At 69.4% G+C, this 18,642-nt stretch carries 17 protein-coding genes; 12 read left to right on the forward strand and 5 right to left on the reverse strand.

From position 1 onward, the window contains the following. Window positions 1–39 precede the first annotated feature (39 nt). On the forward strand, window positions 40–1,185 hold the full coding sequence (locus AC5Y4Q_RS05670; protein WP_082952732.1) for a cytochrome P450: 1,146 nt from the start codon (window positions 40–42) through the stop codon (window positions 1,183–1,185). On the opposite strand, the gene AC5Y4Q_RS05675 is transcribed toward AC5Y4Q_RS05670, so the two are convergent. Then, window positions 1,169–2,494 carry a TetR/AcrR family transcriptional regulator gene (locus AC5Y4Q_RS05675; RefSeq protein ID WP_064923583.1) on the reverse strand — a complete coding sequence of 442 codons (1,326 nt, stop codon included), beginning with the start codon at window positions 2,492–2,494 and terminating at the stop codon, window positions 1,169–1,171. The genes AC5Y4Q_RS05670 and AC5Y4Q_RS05675 overlap by 17 nt on opposite strands. 36 nt (window positions 2,495–2,530) lie before the next feature. Continuing rightward, complete coding sequence (locus AC5Y4Q_RS05680; RefSeq protein WP_064923580.1) at window positions 2,531–3,064, reverse strand: DUF3515 domain-containing protein; 534 nt, start codon at window positions 3,062–3,064, stop codon at window positions 2,531–2,533. Here AC5Y4Q_RS05680 and AC5Y4Q_RS05685 point away from each other — a divergent pair. Further along, window positions 3,063–4,073: a thiamine-phosphate kinase gene (locus AC5Y4Q_RS05685; RefSeq protein ID WP_064923578.1), complete on the forward strand. Its 1,011-nt coding sequence runs from the start codon at window positions 3,063–3,065 to the stop codon at window positions 4,071–4,073. The two genes, AC5Y4Q_RS05680 and AC5Y4Q_RS05685, sit on opposite strands and share 2 nt — an antisense overlap. A 6-nt stretch (window positions 4,074–4,079) precedes the next feature. Then, window positions 4,080–4,760: a uracil-DNA glycosylase gene (locus AC5Y4Q_RS05690; RefSeq protein WP_064923576.1), complete on the forward strand. Its 681-nt coding sequence runs from the start codon at window positions 4,080–4,082 to the stop codon at window positions 4,758–4,760. A 115-nt stretch (window positions 4,761–4,875) separates the two neighbouring features. Here AC5Y4Q_RS05690 and rpmB read toward each other — a convergent pair whose 3' ends face one another. Continuing rightward, entirely contained in the window at window positions 4,876–5,067 is a 192-nt protein-coding gene (rpmB, locus tag AC5Y4Q_RS05695; protein WP_064923574.1) for a 50S ribosomal protein L28, read from the reverse strand. Between the two features lie 199 nt (window positions 5,068–5,266). Between rpmB and AC5Y4Q_RS05700 the strand changes: the two genes are divergently transcribed. From AC5Y4Q_RS05700 to AC5Y4Q_RS05710, 3 genes are read left to right on the forward strand one after another with little or no spacing between them, the layout of a single operon-like run. Then, window positions 5,267–6,919 (forward strand): DAK2 domain-containing protein, encoded by a 1,653-nt coding sequence (locus AC5Y4Q_RS05700; RefSeq protein WP_065019086.1) that lies wholly within the window; start codon window positions 5,267–5,269, stop codon window positions 6,917–6,919. A gap of 2 nt (window positions 6,920–6,921) precedes the next feature. Further along, the gene (recG, locus tag AC5Y4Q_RS05705; RefSeq protein ID WP_125225328.1) at window positions 6,922–9,150 is read left to right on the forward strand and encodes an ATP-dependent DNA helicase RecG; all 2,229 of its coding nucleotides are present in this window, start codon (window positions 6,922–6,924) and stop codon (window positions 9,148–9,150) included. Continuing rightward, window positions 9,147–9,860: an HNH endonuclease family protein gene (locus tag AC5Y4Q_RS05710; RefSeq protein ID WP_125225327.1), complete on the forward strand. Its 714-nt coding sequence runs from the start codon at window positions 9,147–9,149 to the stop codon at window positions 9,858–9,860. Before recG ends, AC5Y4Q_RS05710 begins: the two co-directional genes overlap by 4 nt. A 4-nt stretch (window positions 9,861–9,864) precedes the next feature. Here AC5Y4Q_RS05710 and AC5Y4Q_RS05715 read toward each other — a convergent pair whose 3' ends face one another. Both AC5Y4Q_RS05715 and AC5Y4Q_RS05720 read right to left on the reverse strand, forming a co-directional pair. Then, window positions 9,865–10,704 carry an aldo/keto reductase gene (locus AC5Y4Q_RS05715; RefSeq protein ID WP_125225326.1) on the reverse strand — a complete coding sequence of 280 codons (840 nt, stop codon included), beginning with the start codon at window positions 10,702–10,704 and terminating at the stop codon, window positions 9,865–9,867. 1 nt (window position 10,705) lies between these two features. Continuing rightward, complete coding sequence (locus tag AC5Y4Q_RS05720) at window positions 10,706–11,551, reverse strand: aldo/keto reductase (protein ID WP_064919819.1); 846 nt, start codon at window positions 11,549–11,551, stop codon at window positions 10,706–10,708. Between AC5Y4Q_RS05720 and AC5Y4Q_RS05725 the strand changes: the two genes are divergently transcribed. Genes AC5Y4Q_RS05725 through coaD form a run of 6 tightly spaced genes read left to right on the forward strand, consistent with a single transcriptional unit; the run spans window position 11,550 to window position 18,593 of the window. Then, window positions 11,550–12,662, forward strand: a complete 1,113-nt coding sequence (locus AC5Y4Q_RS05725) for an alpha/beta hydrolase (protein WP_125225325.1) — start codon at window positions 11,550–11,552, stop codon at window positions 12,660–12,662. The genes AC5Y4Q_RS05720 and AC5Y4Q_RS05725 overlap by 2 nt on opposite strands. A 60-nt stretch (window positions 12,663–12,722) precedes the next feature. Beyond that, on the forward strand, window positions 12,723–13,478 hold the full coding sequence (locus tag AC5Y4Q_RS05730; RefSeq protein WP_064919821.1) for a DsbA family protein: 756 nt from the start codon (window positions 12,723–12,725) through the stop codon (window positions 13,476–13,478). Beyond that, entirely contained in the window at window positions 13,475–14,098 is a 624-nt protein-coding gene (locus tag AC5Y4Q_RS05735; protein WP_064919822.1) for a vitamin K epoxide reductase family protein, read from the forward strand. Before AC5Y4Q_RS05730 ends, AC5Y4Q_RS05735 begins: the two co-directional genes overlap by 4 nt. A gap of 10 nt (window positions 14,099–14,108) precedes the next feature. Continuing rightward, window positions 14,109–17,492 (forward strand): pyruvate carboxylase, encoded by a 3,384-nt coding sequence (locus tag AC5Y4Q_RS05740; RefSeq protein ID WP_064919823.1) that lies wholly within the window; start codon window positions 14,109–14,111, stop codon window positions 17,490–17,492. Window positions 17,493–17,538: 46 nt separating this feature from the next. After that, complete coding sequence (gene rsmD, locus AC5Y4Q_RS05745) at window positions 17,539–18,093, forward strand: 16S rRNA (guanine(966)-N(2))-methyltransferase RsmD (protein ID WP_064919826.1); 555 nt, start codon at window positions 17,539–17,541, stop codon at window positions 18,091–18,093. A gap of 23 nt (window positions 18,094–18,116) precedes the next feature. Continuing rightward, window positions 18,117–18,593, forward strand: a complete 477-nt coding sequence (gene coaD, locus AC5Y4Q_RS05750; RefSeq protein ID WP_125225324.1) for a pantetheine-phosphate adenylyltransferase — start codon at window positions 18,117–18,119, stop codon at window positions 18,591–18,593. Window positions 18,594–18,642 lie beyond the last annotated feature (49 nt).

The following is an 18,642-nucleotide window of genomic DNA, read 5'->3' on the forward strand; positions in this document are numbered from 1 at the left end:
ATCGGCACCACTCCTACGTTTGCCGCGGCGGACCTGCCGGTGGCCGAGTCCCGTGATGCCGCATGGGAACTCGTCGGCCGGTGCCCTCTGGCTGTGGTCGACGACGGCTATGCCGTTACCGGCCGCGCGCTGGTCGAAGAGGTGCTGAAGGACCCGGTGATGTTCTCGTCGAAGACGGCGTTCGGCGTGTTGAGCTGCCCGGTGCCGCTGGTACCGCTGGCCCTCGACCCGCCGGAGCAGACGCGCTATCGGCGCATCCTGCAGCCGTTGTTCAGTCCACGCATGATCACACCGCACGAACCCGAGTTGCGCCGGCGCGCCGCCGGCCTCATCGAACCGATCGCCGAACGCGGCCACTGCGACTTTATCGCCGAGGTTGCCGCAGTCTTCGCCGCTGACGCCTTCTTCACCGTCGTCGGGCTTCCGTCAGACATGCGCCACCAGTTCGTCGAATGGAAGGATGGAGTCCTTGGGCGGGCCGCTCCGTCGGCGTCGGTGACATCCGACGCCGAAGCCGCCCGCAACGGGCTGCAGGCCGCGGCCGAACTGTTCGACTGCCTCGCGGGGTTGGTGCGGCAGCGTCGTGTCCGACTCGGCAACAGCGACGACGTGCTCACCCGGCTGCTGAAGCTGTCCGGCCCGGACGCGTTGACCGACGATGACGTGATCGGCGTGTGCTTCCTGCTGGTGCTGGCCGGTGTGGACACCGTCAAAGACGCGTTGGGTTTTGGAATGCAACGGTTGGCGGAAAACGCCGACAAGCGCCAAGAACTCGTCGACGATCCGTCGCTGATCGCCGCCGCAACCGAGGAGCTGCTGCGGTTGGATCCGCCGTCCCCGTTCGTCCCGCGGGTGACCACGGCGACCGCCACGCTGGGAACCACGACCTGGCCGGCCGGCACCATGATCAGCAGCTATCTGGCGGTAGCCAACCGCGATGAGGCCGACTTTCCCGACCCGCAGACCATCGACTTCCACCGCAGCACCAACCGCCATACCAGTTTTGGCCTGGGCCCGCACCGCTGCTTGGGCGCGCACCTGGCCCGGCTGGAGATGCAGATCATCTACCGGGAGTGGCATAAACGCATCCCGCGCTACCACATCACACCCGGCGCGACGCCGCGGGTGCGCTGGCCCAGCGGCAACGTCGGCCTGGACTGCCTGCCTCTCACCCTGGAGGCGTGAAAGCGGCGCGCAGCAGGGTGCGGCGCAGCACGGTCATCATCAGGGCCGCGGTGTCGGCGTCGTTGCGCTCCGGGTGATGCGACAACGAAAGGTCGGTCAGCCTGCCCAGCACCGCAAGGAAAACCGCAGCGGACACTGTCATGTCCAGGCCAGCCGGCAGTTGGACACGCTCGACCAAAGTCACTGTGGCCCTATGGAAGCTCTCATTGCCGGCTCGGTACCTGTCGACGGGCAACTGCTGCGCCAAGGTGCCGTCGTACCAAGTGCGGGTGACTCCCGCGTAGGCACGCTGGAAGGTGACGAACCGTGTCAGCCAATCCTGAAGCGACTCCGCGCCGATGCCGGTGTGGGCGAGTGCGCGAAGCTCGTCGGCGAGTGACCGGCCCTTGGCGATGGCTTGGTCGCTGAGTTCGGCGAGGATGGCCACCTTGGTGCTGAAGTAGCGATACAGCGTGGCCCGGCTGGTATCTGCCGCCGCGGCGATGTCACGCATGGAGGTTGAGTGGTAGCCGTGAGCGAAGAACAGCGCCGAGGCGGCCACCAGAATCTCTTGGCGCACCGGCGGCCCGGCGCCCGGATCTGCCTGCGCTACAACGGCGTCAGTCACTTCGGGCGCCGTGCGGGGACCGGCGTCCGGCATCGGGGGTGCCGCCACTGTTTCCAATACCTCGTCGGGTGTCTCGGGGAAGAGCAGCAGCTGCAGGGCGATGGCGAGCGACGCCGAGGTACGCGTGCTGGAGCACAGGCCGAACATGGCGCGAAAGCGATACAGATTGACCATGTGCACTATTCGGATCAGCACATCGGCCGCGTCGTCGGGTTCAATGCCGCAGACTCCCGCGTCGTGCAGTTTGGCGCTGATCGTCGCTGCGTACTCAACGGAGATTCGCCCGGCGTCGATTTGGGGGCTTCCCTCGACCGGGCCGATTCCGGGTAGCTCCAAAAACACCATCGCGTACCTGTCGTACATGTCGGCCCACTCCAGCAGCCACTGATGCAGGTTGCGCAGGCCGTCGGCGTCGGGTGCGAGCCGCCCGAGGCGCCGGCCGTGGGCGAGTACGTCCGGTTCGCATTGGCGGTAGAGCTCGCCGAAGATGTCGTCTTTGCTGTGGAAGTACTGGTAGATGGCGGCGCGGGAACTGCCCACTTCTTCGGCGATCGCATCGATCGACGTGCCGTGGTAGCCGCGCGCGACGAAAAGGCGCCCGGCGCACTCCAGAATTCGACGGCGCGTGCCCAGGCCTCGGTAACCGACCGCGACATTGTCCGGCGCGTAACCGGGACGGTAGACCGGCTCAGAACCTGGCACCCGAGCTACCTTATCGGCCGCGGTTTAAGGTGGCGGCTAACGTGCCGGACCCGGCCGGATCGGCACTGCGTCCAGATTCTCGGCGATCAGATCGGACAGCTCCTGAATCGGCGCGGGCCCGGAACCGCGGGGCAGGGTCAGCGCCAGATAGACCTTGCGATCGACGGCATACCAGGTGGCGCGTTCTCCTTCGCGGACCTCGAACCACTGCACGCGATCGACCACCTGGATGGGCGAGCCGACCACGAAGTCGGCCGGCCGGTCCAGTCCGCAGCGCAGCACCACCGTCTCCTCGGCGCCGGCTGTCCAGGCCGCCGCGCCTTCGGGTGCCGGTGGGGCGATCTCGGCGCGCCGATAGTCGCCCAGCTGCTCGGGCAGCGCGTCGAGCACGGCGTGGCAGGCCGCGTCGCCGGCGTGCGGGGCCGGCACCACCGCAAGCCGGATCGGTTCAGCCGGTTGCCCGCCCGGCCGGTGGGCGGCCGCCACCGCCAGCGCGGCGCTCACCGCGGCGACGGCGACGACCAGGGCGGCGATCAGCGCGAACCGCGGCGGCCCGTCGGCGTCGGTCATGGCCCCGTCCTTTCGGTCGCCCCTAGACTCGGTGGCTGTGCGCGGTAGCGAGCCCACGCTGGGTCAGCTTGGAGAGTTTCCCATGATCGACCGGCTGGTGGCCGGTCGCCGTCAGCCCAGTGCGACCGAAGTGGGCCCCGGCGACGACGCGGCGGTGGTGCGGTGCGCCGATGGCCGGACCGTCGTCTCCACCGACATGCTGGTGGAAGGCCGGCATTTCCGGCTGGACTGGTCGGCTCCGCACGACATCGGGCGCAAGGCGATCGCGCAGAATGCCGCCGACATCGAGGCGATGGGCGCCCGCCCCACCGCGTTCGTCGTGGCATTCGGCGCCCCCGCGGCCACGCGGGCCGCCGATGCCGCCGCCGTGGCGGACGGCATGTGGGCCGAAGCTGGGCGGTTCGGTGCTGGGGTGGTCGGCGGTGACCTGGTCGAGGCCGATTCCTGGATCGTGTCGGTGACGGTCCTCGGCGATCTGGCCGGCCGCGCGCCGGTGCTGCGGTCCGGGGCGCGGCCCGGCGCGACGGTAGCGGTGGCCGGCGAGCTGGGCCGGTCGGCGGCGGGCTTTCGGCTGTTGCGCGACGGTGTGGCCGATTTCGAGGCGCTGCGCCGCCGCCACCTCGTCCCGGAGCCGCCCTACGGGCAGGGCGTGGTGGCCGCTGACGCCGGCGCGCAGGCCATGACCGACGTCTCCGACGGTCTGCTGGCCGACCTGGGCCATGTGGCCACCGCATCGCAGGTGACGATCGAGGTGTTCACCGCGGCGCTGGCCGCCGATCAGCAGGCGCTGGCACCGGTCGCCACTGCGGTTGGCGCCGAGGCGTGGTCATGGGTGCTGGGCGGGGGAGAGGACCATGCGCTGGTCGCGGCGTTTCCCGGCGCGGTTCCGGCCGGCTGGCGGGTGATCGGGCAGGTGCTCGACGGACCGGCCCGGGTGCTGGTCGACGGGGCGCCGTGGGAGGGGGATGCGGGCTGGCAGTCATACGGTTCCGGCGCCCCGTTACGTTGAGACACCATGAGCGCGCGTCCACTTCCTGAACTCGTCGAGAGCGGTTGGGCCGCGGCCCTGGCGCCGGTGACCGAGCAGGTGGCCTTGATGGGCAAGTTCCTGCGTGAAGAGATCGCAGCCGGGCGCGGCTACCTTCCGGACGGGCCCAATGTGTTGCGAGCCTTCACCTTTCCGTTCGACGCCGTGCGGGTGCTGATCGTCGGGCAGGATCCCTATCCGACACCCGGGCACGCGGTGGGACTGAGTTTCTCGGTGGCTCCGCAGGTGCGGCCGCTGCCGCGCAGCCTGGAGAACATCTTCACCGAGTACACCGCCGACCTCGGCTACCCCAGGCCCGCCAACGGCGATCTTTCCGCGTGGGCGCAGCGCGGTGTGCTGCTGCTCAACAGGGTGCTCACGGTGCGGCCAGGCAATCCGGCGTCACACCGCGGCAAGGGGTGGGAGGCGGTCACCGAGTGCGCGATCCGCGCGCTGGTAGCCCGTGAGCAGCCGATGGTGGCGATTCTGTGGGGGCGCGACGCGGGGACGCTGAAGCCGATGCTGGCCGACAAGTGTGTCGCGATCGAGTCACCGCACCCCTCGCCGCTGTCGGCGTCGCGGGGGTTCTTCGGTTCGCGGCCGTTCAGCCGCGCCAACGAGCTGCTGACCCAGCTGGGCGCCGAGCCGATCGACTGGCGGCTTCCCTAGACCACCGAAACGTCCTCACGCATTCCTACCGACGCCGACTCGATATGGCGCCCGGCGCCCGCCGGTAAAGCCCGTCGGCGTTCTCAGGGCTGCAATGACACAACCGCGCGACTATTTAGCCGCGCACGACCTTGCCGGCCTTGATGCACGAGGTGCAGGCGTTCAGGCGCTGCTTGTTGCCGCCGGGACGGGCGGCGTGCACGGTCTGAATGTTCGGGTCCCACCGGCGGCTGGTCCGACGGTGCGAGTGCGACACCGACTTGCCGAAGCCGGGGCCCTTTCCGCAGATATCGCACACGGCAGCCATATGTGACACTCCTCAAAACGTCTGCTTGAGGGCCAACAACCTAACGAGCGGGTGGCCCGACAACCTGATCAGGATACCCGGCAGGCCGGGCAACCACCAAAACGGCCCGCTGCAGCCCGCGAAGCGGTGTGACCTGTGGCGTCGCCCGCAATGATTAGGCTTGCAGCCACCGAAGGTGGCGGCAGGAAGGTGCGTGCAGGTGGGCAACCCCGAACGTCGGCTGGATGCGGCCACCTTGCGGGACTGGGCGCACACCGCTGTCGGCGATCTGATCACCCACACCGACGAGATCAACCAGCTCAACGTCTTCCCGGTCGCCGATTCCGACACCGGCACCAACATGCTGTTCACCATGCGCTCGGCCCTGGCCGAGGCCAACACCGAGGCCGCCTCCGGTGAGGTGGCCCGCGTCGCGGCCGCGCTGTCGGCAGGTGCCCTGCACGGCGCACGCGGCAACTCCGGGGTGATCCTGTCGCAGATCTTGCGCGGCTTGGCGGACGTGACCGCCGCCGACGGCACCCGTGCAGCCGACGTCGACGCCGCGCTGTTGGGTGCCGGCCTGCGGCACGGGGTCGAGCTGGTGATCACCTCGATGGGCGGCCGGGAAGTGCCGGGAACCATCGTGTCGGTGCTGCACGCCGCGGCGGTGGCCATCGAGCAGTGCGCGGCGCACGGCGCCGGGTTGGGTGCGGCGATCACGGCCGCCACGGACGCCGCGGCCGAGGCATTGGAGCAGACCACCGAACAGCTCGATGTACTGGCGCAAGCCGGGGTGGTCGATGCCGGCGGCCGCGGCCTGCTGGTGTTGCTCGACGCGTTGCGGTCGACGATCACCGGGCAGGCACCCGTTCGGCAGGTTTATCAGCCGTCCCCGCGGCCCCGCCCGCCGGAAGCGGTCACCGAGGCGCCCGGGCCGCAATTCGAGGTGATGTACCTGCTCGGCGAGTGCGGCCCCGACGACACCGACGCGTTGCGCGAACGGCTGACCCAGCTCGGTGATTCGGTGGCGATCGCGACCTCGGGGGTGGTCGGCGGCTATTCGGTGCACGTGCACACCGACGACGCCGGTGCCGCCGTGGAGGCGGGCCTGGCGTTCGGCCGGCCGCGGCGGATCCAGATCTCGGCGCTGGGCGGGGCCACCGGCCTGCCGCCGGGCAGTTGGGCCCGGGAGCGTGCGGTGCTCGCCGTGGTCGACGGTGAAGGGGCGCAGGAGCTATTCGCCTCCGAGGGCGCCTGCGTGCTGCGGCCGGACCCGCACAGCGCCGACCCCGCGACCATGGTCACCGCCCAGCAGCTGCTGCGCGCGGTGGTCGACACCGGCGCCGCCCAGGTGATGCTGCTGCCCAACGGGTACGTCGCCGCCGAGGAGCTGGTTGCCGGGTGCACGGCGGCCATCGGCTGGGGCATCGACGTGGTGCCGGTCCCGTCCGGCTCGATGGTGCAGGGGTTGTCGGCGCTGGCGGTCCACGATCCGGGCCGGCCGGTGGTCGACGACGGCTACACCATGGCGCGGGCGGCAGGCAGCACCCGGCACGGTTCGGTGCGGGTCGCCACCGAGCAGGCGCTGACGTGGGCCGGCACCTGCCGGCCCGGTGACGGGCTGGCCATCGCCGGTGACGAGGTGCTGATCGTGGCCGGCGATGTCGGCGCGGCGGCGATCGGCCTGATCGACCTGTTGCTGGCGGCCGGCGGTGAGCTGGTCACGGTGCTGGTTGGAGCCGGTCCCGACGGTGCGGACAGCGATGTCGTCGACGTGCTCGCGGCCCATGTACATGATCAGCATCCCGGAATAGAACTGGCGACCTACCTCACCGGGCATCGGGGCGACGCCCTGCTGATCGGGGTCGAGTAGCGATGGCCACGTTGCGTGACCGGCTGGATTTCGTCATCGGCTCCGACGCTGCGGCAAAGCTCGACGATGCGTTCGGCATCCGCACCGTCGGCGAGCTGTTGCGGCACTACCCGCGCAGCTACGTCGAAGGCGCCGGAGTCCGCCGGGCCGCCGATAGCCGCCCCGTCGAAGGCGACCACATCACCGTCGTCGACACCATCGGCTCGGCCGTGCTCAAGGACATGCAGCGCCGTAAGGGCAAATTCCTCGTCGTCACCGTCGGAACTGGCCGCAACAGGGTCAGTGCGACGTTCTTCAACCCCAAAGGCCTGCGCTGGCGGCTGACACCTGGCACCCGGGTGATGCTCTCCGGTGAGGTCAAGCTGTACCGGGGCGCGATCCAGCTCACCCACCCGGACTTCTTGGTACTCAAGGAAGCCGACGGGACAGCGCAGAACGGTCACTTCGGCAGCAGTTCCCTGCGCAATATCGCCGACGCATCTCAAAAAGTCAGCGGGCAGCTCAACCACGCGGACTTCGAGCGCAGCTGCTACCCGATCTATCCCGCCACCGCGAAACTGCAGAGCTGGGACATCTTCGCCTGTGTCCGGCAGGTTCTTGCAGTGCTCGATCCGGTTCCCGATCCGCTGCCGGCGGTGGTGCGCACCGAACGCGGTCTGCTCGGCGAAGACGAAGCGCTGCGGGCGATCCATCTGGCGGAGAACGCCGCCGAACGCGACCGCGCCCGCGATCGGCTGGCCGTCGACGAAGCGTTCGGCCTGCAGTGGGCGCTGGCGATGCGCCGCAACAGCGAACTGTCCCAATCCGGCCCGCCGGCGGCGCCGCGAATCGACGGGCTGGCCGCGGAGCTGCTGGGCCGCTTGCCGTTCGAGCTCACCGCCGGGCAGCGAGACGTGCTTGACGTGTTGGCGGCCGAGCTCGCTGCGCCGCGTCCGATGAACCGATTGCTGCAGGGTGAGGTCGGCTCCGGCAAGACGATCGTGGCGCTGCTGGCGATGCTGCAGATGGTCGATGCGGGATATCAGTGCGCGTTGCTTGCCCCTACCGAAGTGCTTGCCGCCCAACACGTCCGGTCGATCCGGGACATGCTGGGTCCGTTGGCGATGGGTGGTCAGCTCGGCGGCGCCGACAACGCCACCGCGGTGACGCTGCTCACCGGCTCGATGTCGGCGGGCGCCAAGAAGCAGGTCCGCGCCGAGATCAACAGTGGTGCCGCCGGGATCGTGGTGGGCACCCACGCCCTGCTGCAGGACGCTGTGGAGTTCCACGAGCTGGGCATGGTGGTCGTCGACGAACAGCACCGGTTCGGCGTCGAGCAGCGGGACCAGTTGCGCGCCAAGGCCCGCGACGGCATCACCCCGCACCTGCTGGTGATGACGGCAACGCCGATCCCGCGCACGGTAGCGCTCACGGTCTACGGCGATCTGGAGACCTCGACGTTGCGCGAGCTGCCCCGCGGGCGCCGACCGATCCGGTCCTCGGTGATCTTCGAGAAGGACAAACCGGCCTGGCTGGACCGGGCCTGGCAGCGCATCCGCGAAGAGGTCGCGGCCGGCCGGCAGGCCTACGTGGTGGCGCCCCGCATCGACGAGTCCGACGAGGGCAGCACGCCTGGCGCGACCGACGAGGGCGGCCGCACCTCGGCCACCGCGGTGGGACTGTTCGATCGGCTGCGGGCCGGGCCGCTGTCGGGCTTGCGGCTGGGCTTGATGCACGGGCGGCTCACCGCAGACGAGAAGGACGCGGTGATGGCGGCGTTCCGCAGCGGCGCAGTCGATGTGCTGGTGTGCACCACGGTGATCGAGGTCGGGGTCGACGTGCCCAACGCCACGGTGATGCTGATCGCCGACGCCGACTGGTTCGGCATCAGCCAGCTGCACCAGCTGCGCGGCCGGATCGGCCGCGGCCAGCACGCCAGCCTGTGCCTGCTGGTGACCTCCAGCGCCCCGGGATCCAAGGCCGGAAAGCGCCTGGAGGCCGTGGCCGGCACGCTGGACGGGTTCGCGCTGGCCGACCTGGACCTGCGTGAGCGCGGTGAGGGAGATGTGTTGGGCCGCAATCAGTCCGGCTGGCGCGGTGGGTTGAAGCTGTTGTCGCTCGCCGATCACGGCGAGGTGATCGAAGCCGCCCGGCAGTTCTGCGCGCAGGCCTGGGATACCGACCCGTCCGATCCCGGATTAGCCGTGCTGGCCGAGCCGTTCACCGACATCGAATACCTGGACAAGTCATGACCAACCGCAAAACGTTGCTGTGGCTGGCCGTGGTGGCGCTGCTGGCCGTGGTCGTCGCCTTTCAGACCGTGTCGGCGGCGGGCAGGAGCAGCCGTGCCCTGGGTGCGCGGTCCGGGGTGCCCACGGTGGCGCCCGGCACCGATGTGCTGGCCGGGATCACGGTGGTTCCGGCGCGCACCCACCGCTATGACTACCGCCGTTCGCTGTTCGGTGACGCCTGGGACGACGACAACGACGCGCCCGGCGGCCACAACGGCTGCGACACCCGCAACGACATCCTCAACCGTGACCTGGTCGACATCACCCACGTGTCGACGAAGCGCTGCGCGCAGGCGGTGGCCACCGGCACCCTGCACGACCCCTACACCAATGCCACCGTCGCCTTCACCCGCGGCGCCAAGATCGGCGAAGCTGTGCAGATCGACCACATCGTCCCGCTGGCCTACGCCTGGGACATGGGCGCCTCGGGCTGGTCGTACCGCCAGCGGCTGCGCTTCGCCAACGACCCGGCCAATCTGCTGGCGGTCGCCGGGCAGGGCAACCAGGACAAGGGCGATGCCGGGCCGGGCCAGTGGATGCCGCCGAATCAGGCGTTCGCCTGCCAGTACGCCATGGCCTACCTCGCGGTCCTGCGCGGCTACGCGCTGCGGCTCGACGCGCCGTCGGCCGAGGTGCTGCGCCGGGCGGCGGGGACGTGCCCGACCGGATAGGGGCTCAGAGCCCGGTGTAGGTCAGCGGGTCCTCGCGCACCCGGGTGCCGTCGTTGAGCCCGCCCAGCGCGTCCATGTGCTCGGCGGCCAGTTCGAAGCCGAACACGTCGAAGTTGGCCGCGATGCGCTCCGGGTTGGCCGACCGCGGGATGACCACGTTGCCCAGCTGCAGGCTCCACCGGATCAGCACCTGAGCGGGGGTCTTGCCGTACTCGCCGGCGATCGCCGTCACCGCCGGGTGGTCGAGCAGCCGGCCCACCGCCAGCGGGCTGTAGGCCTCGGTGACGATGTTGTGCTCGGCGTGGAACGCCCGCAGCTCGGCCTGGTTGAGCAGCGGGTGCAGCTCGATCTGGTTGACCGCCGGCGTCACGAACGACAGGTCGATCGCGTCGTTGAGGTGCTCGGGGGTGAAGTTGCACACCCCGATCGACCGGGTCAGCCCCTGCTCCCTGGCCTGGATCAATCCGCCGAAGCTGTCGACGTACATGCCCAGCGGCGGAGCCGGCCAGTGGATCAGGTACAGGTCCACATACTCCAGCCCGAGCCGCTCCGCGCTGGCACCACAGGCCTCGATGGCGCTGGTGAAACCCTGATCGGCGTTGGCCAGCTTGGTGGTGACGAACAGCTCCTCGCGGGGGATGCCCGACGCGGCGATCGCCCGGCCCACCGCGGCCTCGTTGCCGTATACCTTGGCGGTGTCGATCAGCCGGCAACCCAGCTCGAGCGCGGCCGAGACCGCGCGCTCGGTTTCGGCGTCCGACAGCTCGGCCACCCCGAGCCCCAGAGTCGGCATCGTGTTGCCGTCGTTGAGCGCGACGGTGGGGATCGAAGTGCCCGGCGTCATCTCACCTACCTGTGTAGTCGAATGTGCGTGGATCGGGTCCCAGACGGGCGCCGTCGTCGAGCGAGGATATCGCGGCCATCTCAGCCGTGCCGAGTTCGAAGTCGAAGACTTCGAAGTTGCTGACGATGCGCTCAGGGTTGACCGATTTCGGAATGACGATATTACCGAGCTGAATGTGCCACCGGATCAGCACCTGCGCCGGTGTCTTGCCGCACCGCTGCGCGACCTCGGTGACCGTCGGGTGCGCCAGCAGCGAACCCCGGCCCAGCGGCGCCCACGCCTCGGTGGCGATGCCGTGGCGGGCGTGCACCGCACGCAGTTCGGCCTGGCTGAACCGGGGGTGCAGCTCGACCTGGTTGACGACGGGCACGATGCCGGTGCCGTCGATGAGCATCTTGAGGTGCTCGGGTTCGAAGTTGCTCACCCCGATCGAGCGGATCCGGCCCTGATCCCGCAGGTGGGCCAGCGCCCGGAAGGTGTCGACGAATTTGCCGAGGGCTGGAAGGGGCCAGTGGATCAGGTACAGGTCCAGCACGTCGAGGCCGAGCCGGCCCATGCTCTTGTCGAATGCCGCCAGCGTCGAGTCGTATCCCTGGTCGGCGTTCCACAGCTTGGTGACGATGTACACCTCCTCGCGCGGCAATCCGGACGCCGCCACGGCACGGCCGACCTCGCGCTCGTTGGCGTACAGGGCAGCGGTGTCGATGTGGCGGTATCCCGCCGCGAGTGCGGTGCTCACCGCCCGCTCGGTGTCGGCGGGCGAAATCTTGTAAACCCCGAAACCGACGGAGGGGATCGAATTACCGTCGTTGAGCGTGACCGAGCGCAAGTTACTTCGAACAGTCATGCCACGAAGTCTGCCAGGCGGACCGACCTCCGGGGCGGCGGCGCGGTGGGCCGACCAGCTGCAGAGCACCGTCTTCACCGTCGGCATGAAGGTGACGCCGATGCTGCCGATCGGGGTGCAACGGCTGATGACCGGCGGGCGGTTGGTGACCATCGACGGCAACACCCTCGACCCCACCTTGCGCCTGGCGCTGGCCGGGCAGCGCGCCGTGGGCATCAACGGCATCATCACCGATGACGACGTGGCCGCCTCCCGAGCCCAGCTCCGTGAGCTGACCGCCGGGCTCGGCGGCACCGACATCCATGTCGACGTTCGCGACACCGTGGTGCCCGGCCCGGCCGGCGACATCGCCGCCCGCTGCTACCGGCCGGCCGGCAGCAGCGATACCGCCGCGCACCCGGTGCTGGTCTTCTATCACGGCGGCGGTTTCGTGGTCGGGGACTTGGACACCCACGACGCGATATGCCGGCTGACCTGTCGGGACGCCGAGGTGGTGGTGCTGTCCATCGACTACCGGCTGGCCCCCGAGCACCCGGCACCGGCCGCGCTCGACGACGCCTACGCTGCGTTCCGCTGGGCCCACGACCACGCGGCGGAGCTGGGCGGCATCCCCGGCTGCGTGGCGGTGGGCGGGGACAGCGCCGGCGGCAACCTGGCCGCGGGGGTAGCGCTGCTGGCGCGCGATGACGGCGGACCGGCGCCGACCCTGCAATGGCTGATCTACCCGGTGACCGACATGGCGGCCCAGACCCGTTCCCGCACGCTCTTCGCCGACGGCTACCTGCTGACCAAGCACGACATCGACTGGTTCACCGCCCAGTACGTGGGCCGCTCACGGCTGGATCCGACCGACCCGCGGCTGTCGCCGCTGCTGGCCCCAGACCTGTCCGGCGTGGCGCCCGCGCTGATCGCCGTCGCCGGATTCGACCCGCTGCGCGACGAAGGCGAACAGTTCGCCACGCTGCTGCGCGACGCCGGGGTCGTCGTCGATCTGCGGCGGATGCGGTCGTTGACGCACGGTTTCATCAACCTGTTCGGACTCGGCGGTGGCAGCACCACCGCGACCACCGCGTTGATCTCGGCGCTGCGGGCCCACCTCAGCCGCGGCTGAGGCCGCCTGCGCACGCCGGTACGCTGAACCGCAAACCGACCACCGAACACGAGGACCACTGTGGCCAGCAAACCCAAACGCCCCGGCGCCTCCGGCTTGAGGGCCGCCGATCACAAACGCAATCTCGCCATGCAGATCGGGCTCGTCGCGATCGTGGTGGTCTTCGCGGTCGGGCTCATCGGCTACATCGTGGTGTCTAACAGTCACAAGAAGGGCGCCGGCGCCGGCGAGGCGATCCGGGTGACGTCGAGCAAGCTGGTCACCCGCGACGGCACCGACGAGCCGAAGGCTGTGGTGTCGTTCTACGAGGACTTCCTCTGCCCGGCCTGCGGCAACCTCGAGCGTGCGCTCGGTCCGACGGTGTCCCGGCTCATCGACAGCGGGGCGATCGCGGCCGACTACCACATGGTCGCGATCCTGGACCGCTCGCAGAATGACAATTACTCCTCGCGGGCCGGTGCCGCGGCCTACTGCGTCGCCGACGAGAGCATCGACGCCTTCCGCCGGTTCCACACCGCGCTGTACACCGAGGAGCTGCAACCGTCGGAGATCGGGACCGAGTTCCCCGACAACAAGCGTCTGATCGAACTGGCTCGCCAAGCCGGTGCGGCCGGCAGCGTTCCGGCGTGCATCAACAGCGGCAAATACCTCAAGATGGTGGGCGGCATGGCCCAGGCCGCCGGCATCCACGCCACCCCCACGCTGCGGATCAACGGTGAGGATTACCGCCCGTCGACCCCGGAAGCCCTGGTCTCGAAGATCCGGGAGATCGTCGGCGACCTGCCCGGTATGGACGTCCCGGCCAAGGAGTCGTGAGCATCGCGGCTCCGGCGGTCGACTCAGCCGCACCGCCGCCGGCACCCGGGGCGCCGCCGGCGGCCTCCCGGGCCTGGGCGGTGTTGGTCGCCGGGGTCATCGGGTTGGCCGCCTCGCTCATCCTGACCGTCGAGAAGATCCGGCTGCTCACCGATTCGTCGTATGTGCCGTCGTGCAATCTGAACCCGGTGTTGTCGTGCGGACCGGTGATGGCCACCCCGCAGGCATCGGTGCTGGGCTTCCCCAACCCGCTGATGGGCATCGTGGCGTTCACCGTCGTGGTGGTCACCGGGGTGCTGGCGGTAGCGAAAGTCCCTCTGCCACGGTGGTATTGGGGCGGTATGGCAGCCGGCACCCTGGTCGGGGCGGGCTTCGTGCACTGGCTGATCTTCCAGAGTCTGTACCGGATCGGCGCGCTGTGCCCGTACTGCATGGTGGTCTGGGCGGTCACCATGTGCCTGCTGGTGATATTCGCCGCTTTCGCCTCTGAGTACGACGGTGCACCCAAAATATTGCAGTATTTGCACCGGTGGCGGTGGACGTTGGCTGCGTTATGGTTTATCGCGTTATTCCTGTTGGTATTCCTTCGATTTCAGGATTACTGGTTGACGCTGATTTAAGGGGTGCCCTGTGATCTCCAAAGTGCTGGTCGCCAACCGCGGAGAGATCGCCATCCGCGCGTTCCGCGCCGCCTATGAACTCGGAATCGACACGGTTGCGGTCTACGCCTATGAAGACCGCAATTCGGTGCACCGGCTCAAGGCGGACGAGTCCTACCAGATCGGCGAGCCGGGGCACCCGGTGCGTGGCTACCTGTCGGTGGAGGCCATTGTCGCCACTGCCAAGCGGTGCGGTGCAGATGCGGTCTACCCCGGGTACGGCTTCCTCTCGGAGAACCCGCGACTGGCCCAGGCCTGTGCCGACGAGGGCATCACCTTCGTGGGCCCCAGCGCGGCGGTGCTGGCGCTGGCCGGCAACAAGTCGCACGCGGTAGCGGCCGCGCGGGAGGCCGGCCTGCCGGTGCTGGCGTCCTCGGAGCCGTCGCGCTCGGTCGACGACTTGGTGGCGGCCGCGGCCGACATGTCGTTCCCCCTGTTCGTCAAGGCGGTCGCGGGCGGGGGTGGTCGTGGGATGCGCCGGGTCGCCGACCGGAGTGGGTTGGCCGAGGCCGTCGAAGCCGCCAGTCGGGAAGCCGAATCGGCCTTCGGGGATCCGACCGTGTATCTCGAGCAGGCGGTGATCAACCCACGCCACATCGAGGTGCAGGTGCTCGCCGACGCCCACGGCAACGTGGTGCACCTGTTTGAGCGGGACTGCAGCGTGCAGCGCCGGCACCAGAAGGTCGTCGAGCTGGCCCCGGCACCGAACCTGGATCCGGTGCTGCGGGACAAGATCTGTGCCGACGCCGTCGCGTTTGCCAGGCACATCGGCTACAGCTGCGCGGGCACGGTGGAGTTCCTGCTCGACGAGCGCGGCCACTACGTGTTCATCGAGATGAACCCGCGAATCCAGGTGGAGCACACCGTCACCGAGGAGATCACCGACGTCGACCTGGTCTCGGCGCAGCTGCGGGTCGCCGCCGGGGAGTCCCTGGCGGATCTGGGCCTGCGCCAGGACGACATCGTGCCGCACGGCGCGGCGCTGCAGTGCCGGATCACCACCGAGGACCCGGCCAACGGTTTCCGGCCCGACACCGGCCGGATCACCGCCTACCGCAGCCCGGGCGGGGCCGGTATCCGCCTCGACGGCGGCACCAACCTGGGCGCGGAGGTCAGCCCACACTTCGATTCGATGCTGGTCAAACTGACCTGCCGGGGCCGGGACTTTCCCACCGCGGTGAACCGGGCGCGGCGGGCGATCGCCGAGTTCCGCATCCGTGGGGTGTCGACGAACATCCCGTTCCTGCAGGCGGTGCTCGACGACCCCGACTTCCGCGCCGGACGCGTGACCACGTCGTTCATCGACGAGCGCCCACAGCTGCTGACCTCGCACGCTTCGGCCGACCGCGGCACCAAGATCTTGACCTATCTGGCCGACGTCACGGTCAACCAGCCGCATGGTGCCCGGCCGTCGGCGGTGTACCCACGCGACAAGCTGCCCGAGGTCGATCTGGCGAGTGCGCCGCCGCCGGGCTCCAAGCAGCGGTTGATGGCGCTCGGGCCCGACGGCTTCGCCCGCTGGCTGCGTGAATCACCGGCGGTCGGGGTCACCGACACCACGTTCCGGGATGCGCACCAGTCGCTGCTGGCCACCCGGCTGCGCACCAAGGGGCTGCTCAATGTGGCGCCGTACGTCGCCCGCACCACCCCGCAGCTGCTTTCGGTGGAGTGCTGGGGCGGGGCGACTTACGATGTGGCGCTGCGGTTTTTGAAGGAGGACCCGTGGGAGCGGCTGGCCGCGCTGCGTGAAGCACTGCCCAACATCTGCCTGCAGATGCTCCTTCGGGGCCGCAACACCGTCGGTTACACGCCCTACCCGGAATCGGTGTGCTCGGCGTTCGTTCAGGAAGCAACCGATACCGGTATCGATATCTTCCGGATCTTCGATGCCCTCAACAATGTCGGCTCGATGCGTCCGGCGATCGACGCGGTGCGCGAAACCGGTTCGGCGATCGCCGAAGTCGCCATGTGCTACACCGGAGACCTCAGCAATCCGGCCGAGGACCTCTACACCTTGGACTACTACCTCAAGCTGGCCGAGCAGATCGTCGACGCGGGTGCGCATGTGCTGGCGATCAAGGACATGGCCGGGCTGCTGCGGCCGGCGGCGGCGACCACCTTGGTCGGTGCGCTGCGGAGCCGTTTCGACCTGCCGATCCACGTCCATACCCATGACACTCCGGGCGGTCAGCTGGCCAGTTACGAGGCGGCCTGGCGGGCCGGAGCCGACGCCGTCGATGGCGCGTCCGCGCCACTGGCCGGCACCACCAGCCAGCCCGCGCTGAGCTCGATCGTGGCTGCCGCGGCGCACACCGATTTCGACACCGGCCTGTCGCTGTCGGCGGTATGCGACCTGGAGCCGTACTGGGAAGGGGTGCGAAAGGTTTACGCCCCGTTCGAATCCGGGCTGGCCGGGCCGACCGGCCGGGTCTACCGGCATGAGATCCCCGGCGGTCAGCTGTCCAACCTGCACCAGCAGGCCAAGGCGCTGGGGCTGGCCGACCGGTTCGAGGACATCGAAGCCAACTACGCCGGAGCCGACGCGGTGCTGGGCCGGCTGATCAAAGTCACCCCCAGCTCGAAGGTGGTGGGGGACCTGGCGCTGGCCCTGGTCGGGGCCGGCATCAGCGCTGAGGAGTTCGCCGCCGACCCGGCGCGGGTGGACATCCCCGACTCGGTGATCGGTTTCCTGCGCGGGGAGCTGGGGGAGCCGGCCGGTGGATGGCCGGAACCGTTGCGCACCAAGGCATTGACGGGGCGTGGCCCGGCGCGGGAGGTGCAGCAGCTCTCCGCCGATGACGAGGCCGCGCTGGCGTTGTCCGGACCGAAGCGGCAGGCGACGCTGAACCGGCTGTTGTTTCCCGGCCCCACCAAGGAATTCGAGGCGCACCGTGACCTCTACGGCGACACCTCGGGGCTGTCGGCCAACCAGTTCTTCTACGGTCTGCGGCAGGGCGAGGAGCACCGGGTGCGCCTCGAACGCGGTGTGGAACTGCTGATCGGGTTGGAGGCCATCTCCGAACCGGATGAACGCGGCATGCGCACGGTGATGTGCATCATCAACGGCCAGCTGCGGCCGGTCGAGGTGCGTGACCGCAGCGTGGCCAGCGAGGCGCCGGTGGCCGAAAAGGCCGATCGCAGCAAGCCCGGACACGTTGCCGCGCCGTTCGCCGGCGTGGTGACTATCGGGGTGGCAGAGGGTGAGCAGGTAACCGCGGGCCAGACCGTCGCCACCATCGAGGCGATGAAGATGGAGGCCGCCATCACCGCACCGGCCGATGGGACCGTGGAGCGGGTGGCCGTTTCGCAGACCGCGCAGGTCGAGGGCGGCGATCTGCTGGTGGTGCTGAGCTGACCGCCGACGACGGTGCAGAGCGCAGCGATGCTGAGGAGTGGCGCAGATGACCCGCATCGTCGGCGGCGCCGCGGGCGGGCGGCGGATTGCCGTGCCGCCCCGCGGAACCCGGCCGACCACCGACCGGGTCCGTGAGGCACTGTTCAACGTGCTCGACGCGCGGCTGGACCTGACCGGGATGGCGGTGCTGGATCTGTATGCCGGCTCGGGGGCGCTGGGGTTGGAGGCGCTGTCGCGTGGCGCCGCCTCGGCGCTGTTCGTCGAATCGGACCGCCGCGCCGCCGACGTGCTGGCCGGCAACATCGCCGCCTTGGGACTGGCCGGTGCCACGCTGCGCCGCGGGACGGTGGCCGCGGTGCTGACCGCCGGTACCGCTGCGCCGGTGGATCTGGTGCTGGCCGACCCGCCGTATGAGATCGCCGACGCGGACATCGACGCCCTTCCGGTGTTATTGACCGCCGGCGGCTGGGCCGGGCCGGGCACCGTGGTGGTGATCGAGCGCGCTGCCTCCAGTTCTGCAGTGTGCTGGCCGGACGGCTGGGAGGCGTGGCCGGATCGCCGGTACGGCGACACCCGGCTGGAGCTGGCCGAACTGGTATAGGCCTGCTGCTAGCGTCTTGAGCCATGAGCGGTGCGGTATGCCCCGGATCCTTCGACCCGGTGACGCTGGGACATGTCGACATCTTGGAGCGCGCAGCCGCCCAGTTCGATGAGGTGGTGGCCGCGGTGTTGGTCAACCCGGCCAAGAAGGGCATGTTCAGCCTGGATGAGCGCCTGGAGATGATCGCCGAGGCAACGGCGCACCTGCCCAATGTGCGCGCGGAGTCGGGTCAGGGCTTGGTGGTCGACTTCGTCCGGGAGCGGGGACTGACCGCGATCGTCAAGGGTCTGCGCACCGGCACCGACTTCGAGTACGAGCTGCAGATGGCGCAGATGAACAAGCACATCGCCGGGGTGGACACGTTTTTCGTGGCGACCACACCGCGGTACTCGTTCGTGTCCTCGTCGCTGGCCAAGGAGGTCGCGTCGATGGGCGGGGACGTCTCGGATCTGTTGCCCGAGGTGGTGAACCGGCGGCTGGCCGAGAAGCTGCGCTCCTAGCGGCGGCTTCCGGCAAAACGGGACGCGGTGCGCCGACTCAGTTCGCGTT

Source organism: Mycobacterium sp. NGS16, from assembly GCF_059813225.1.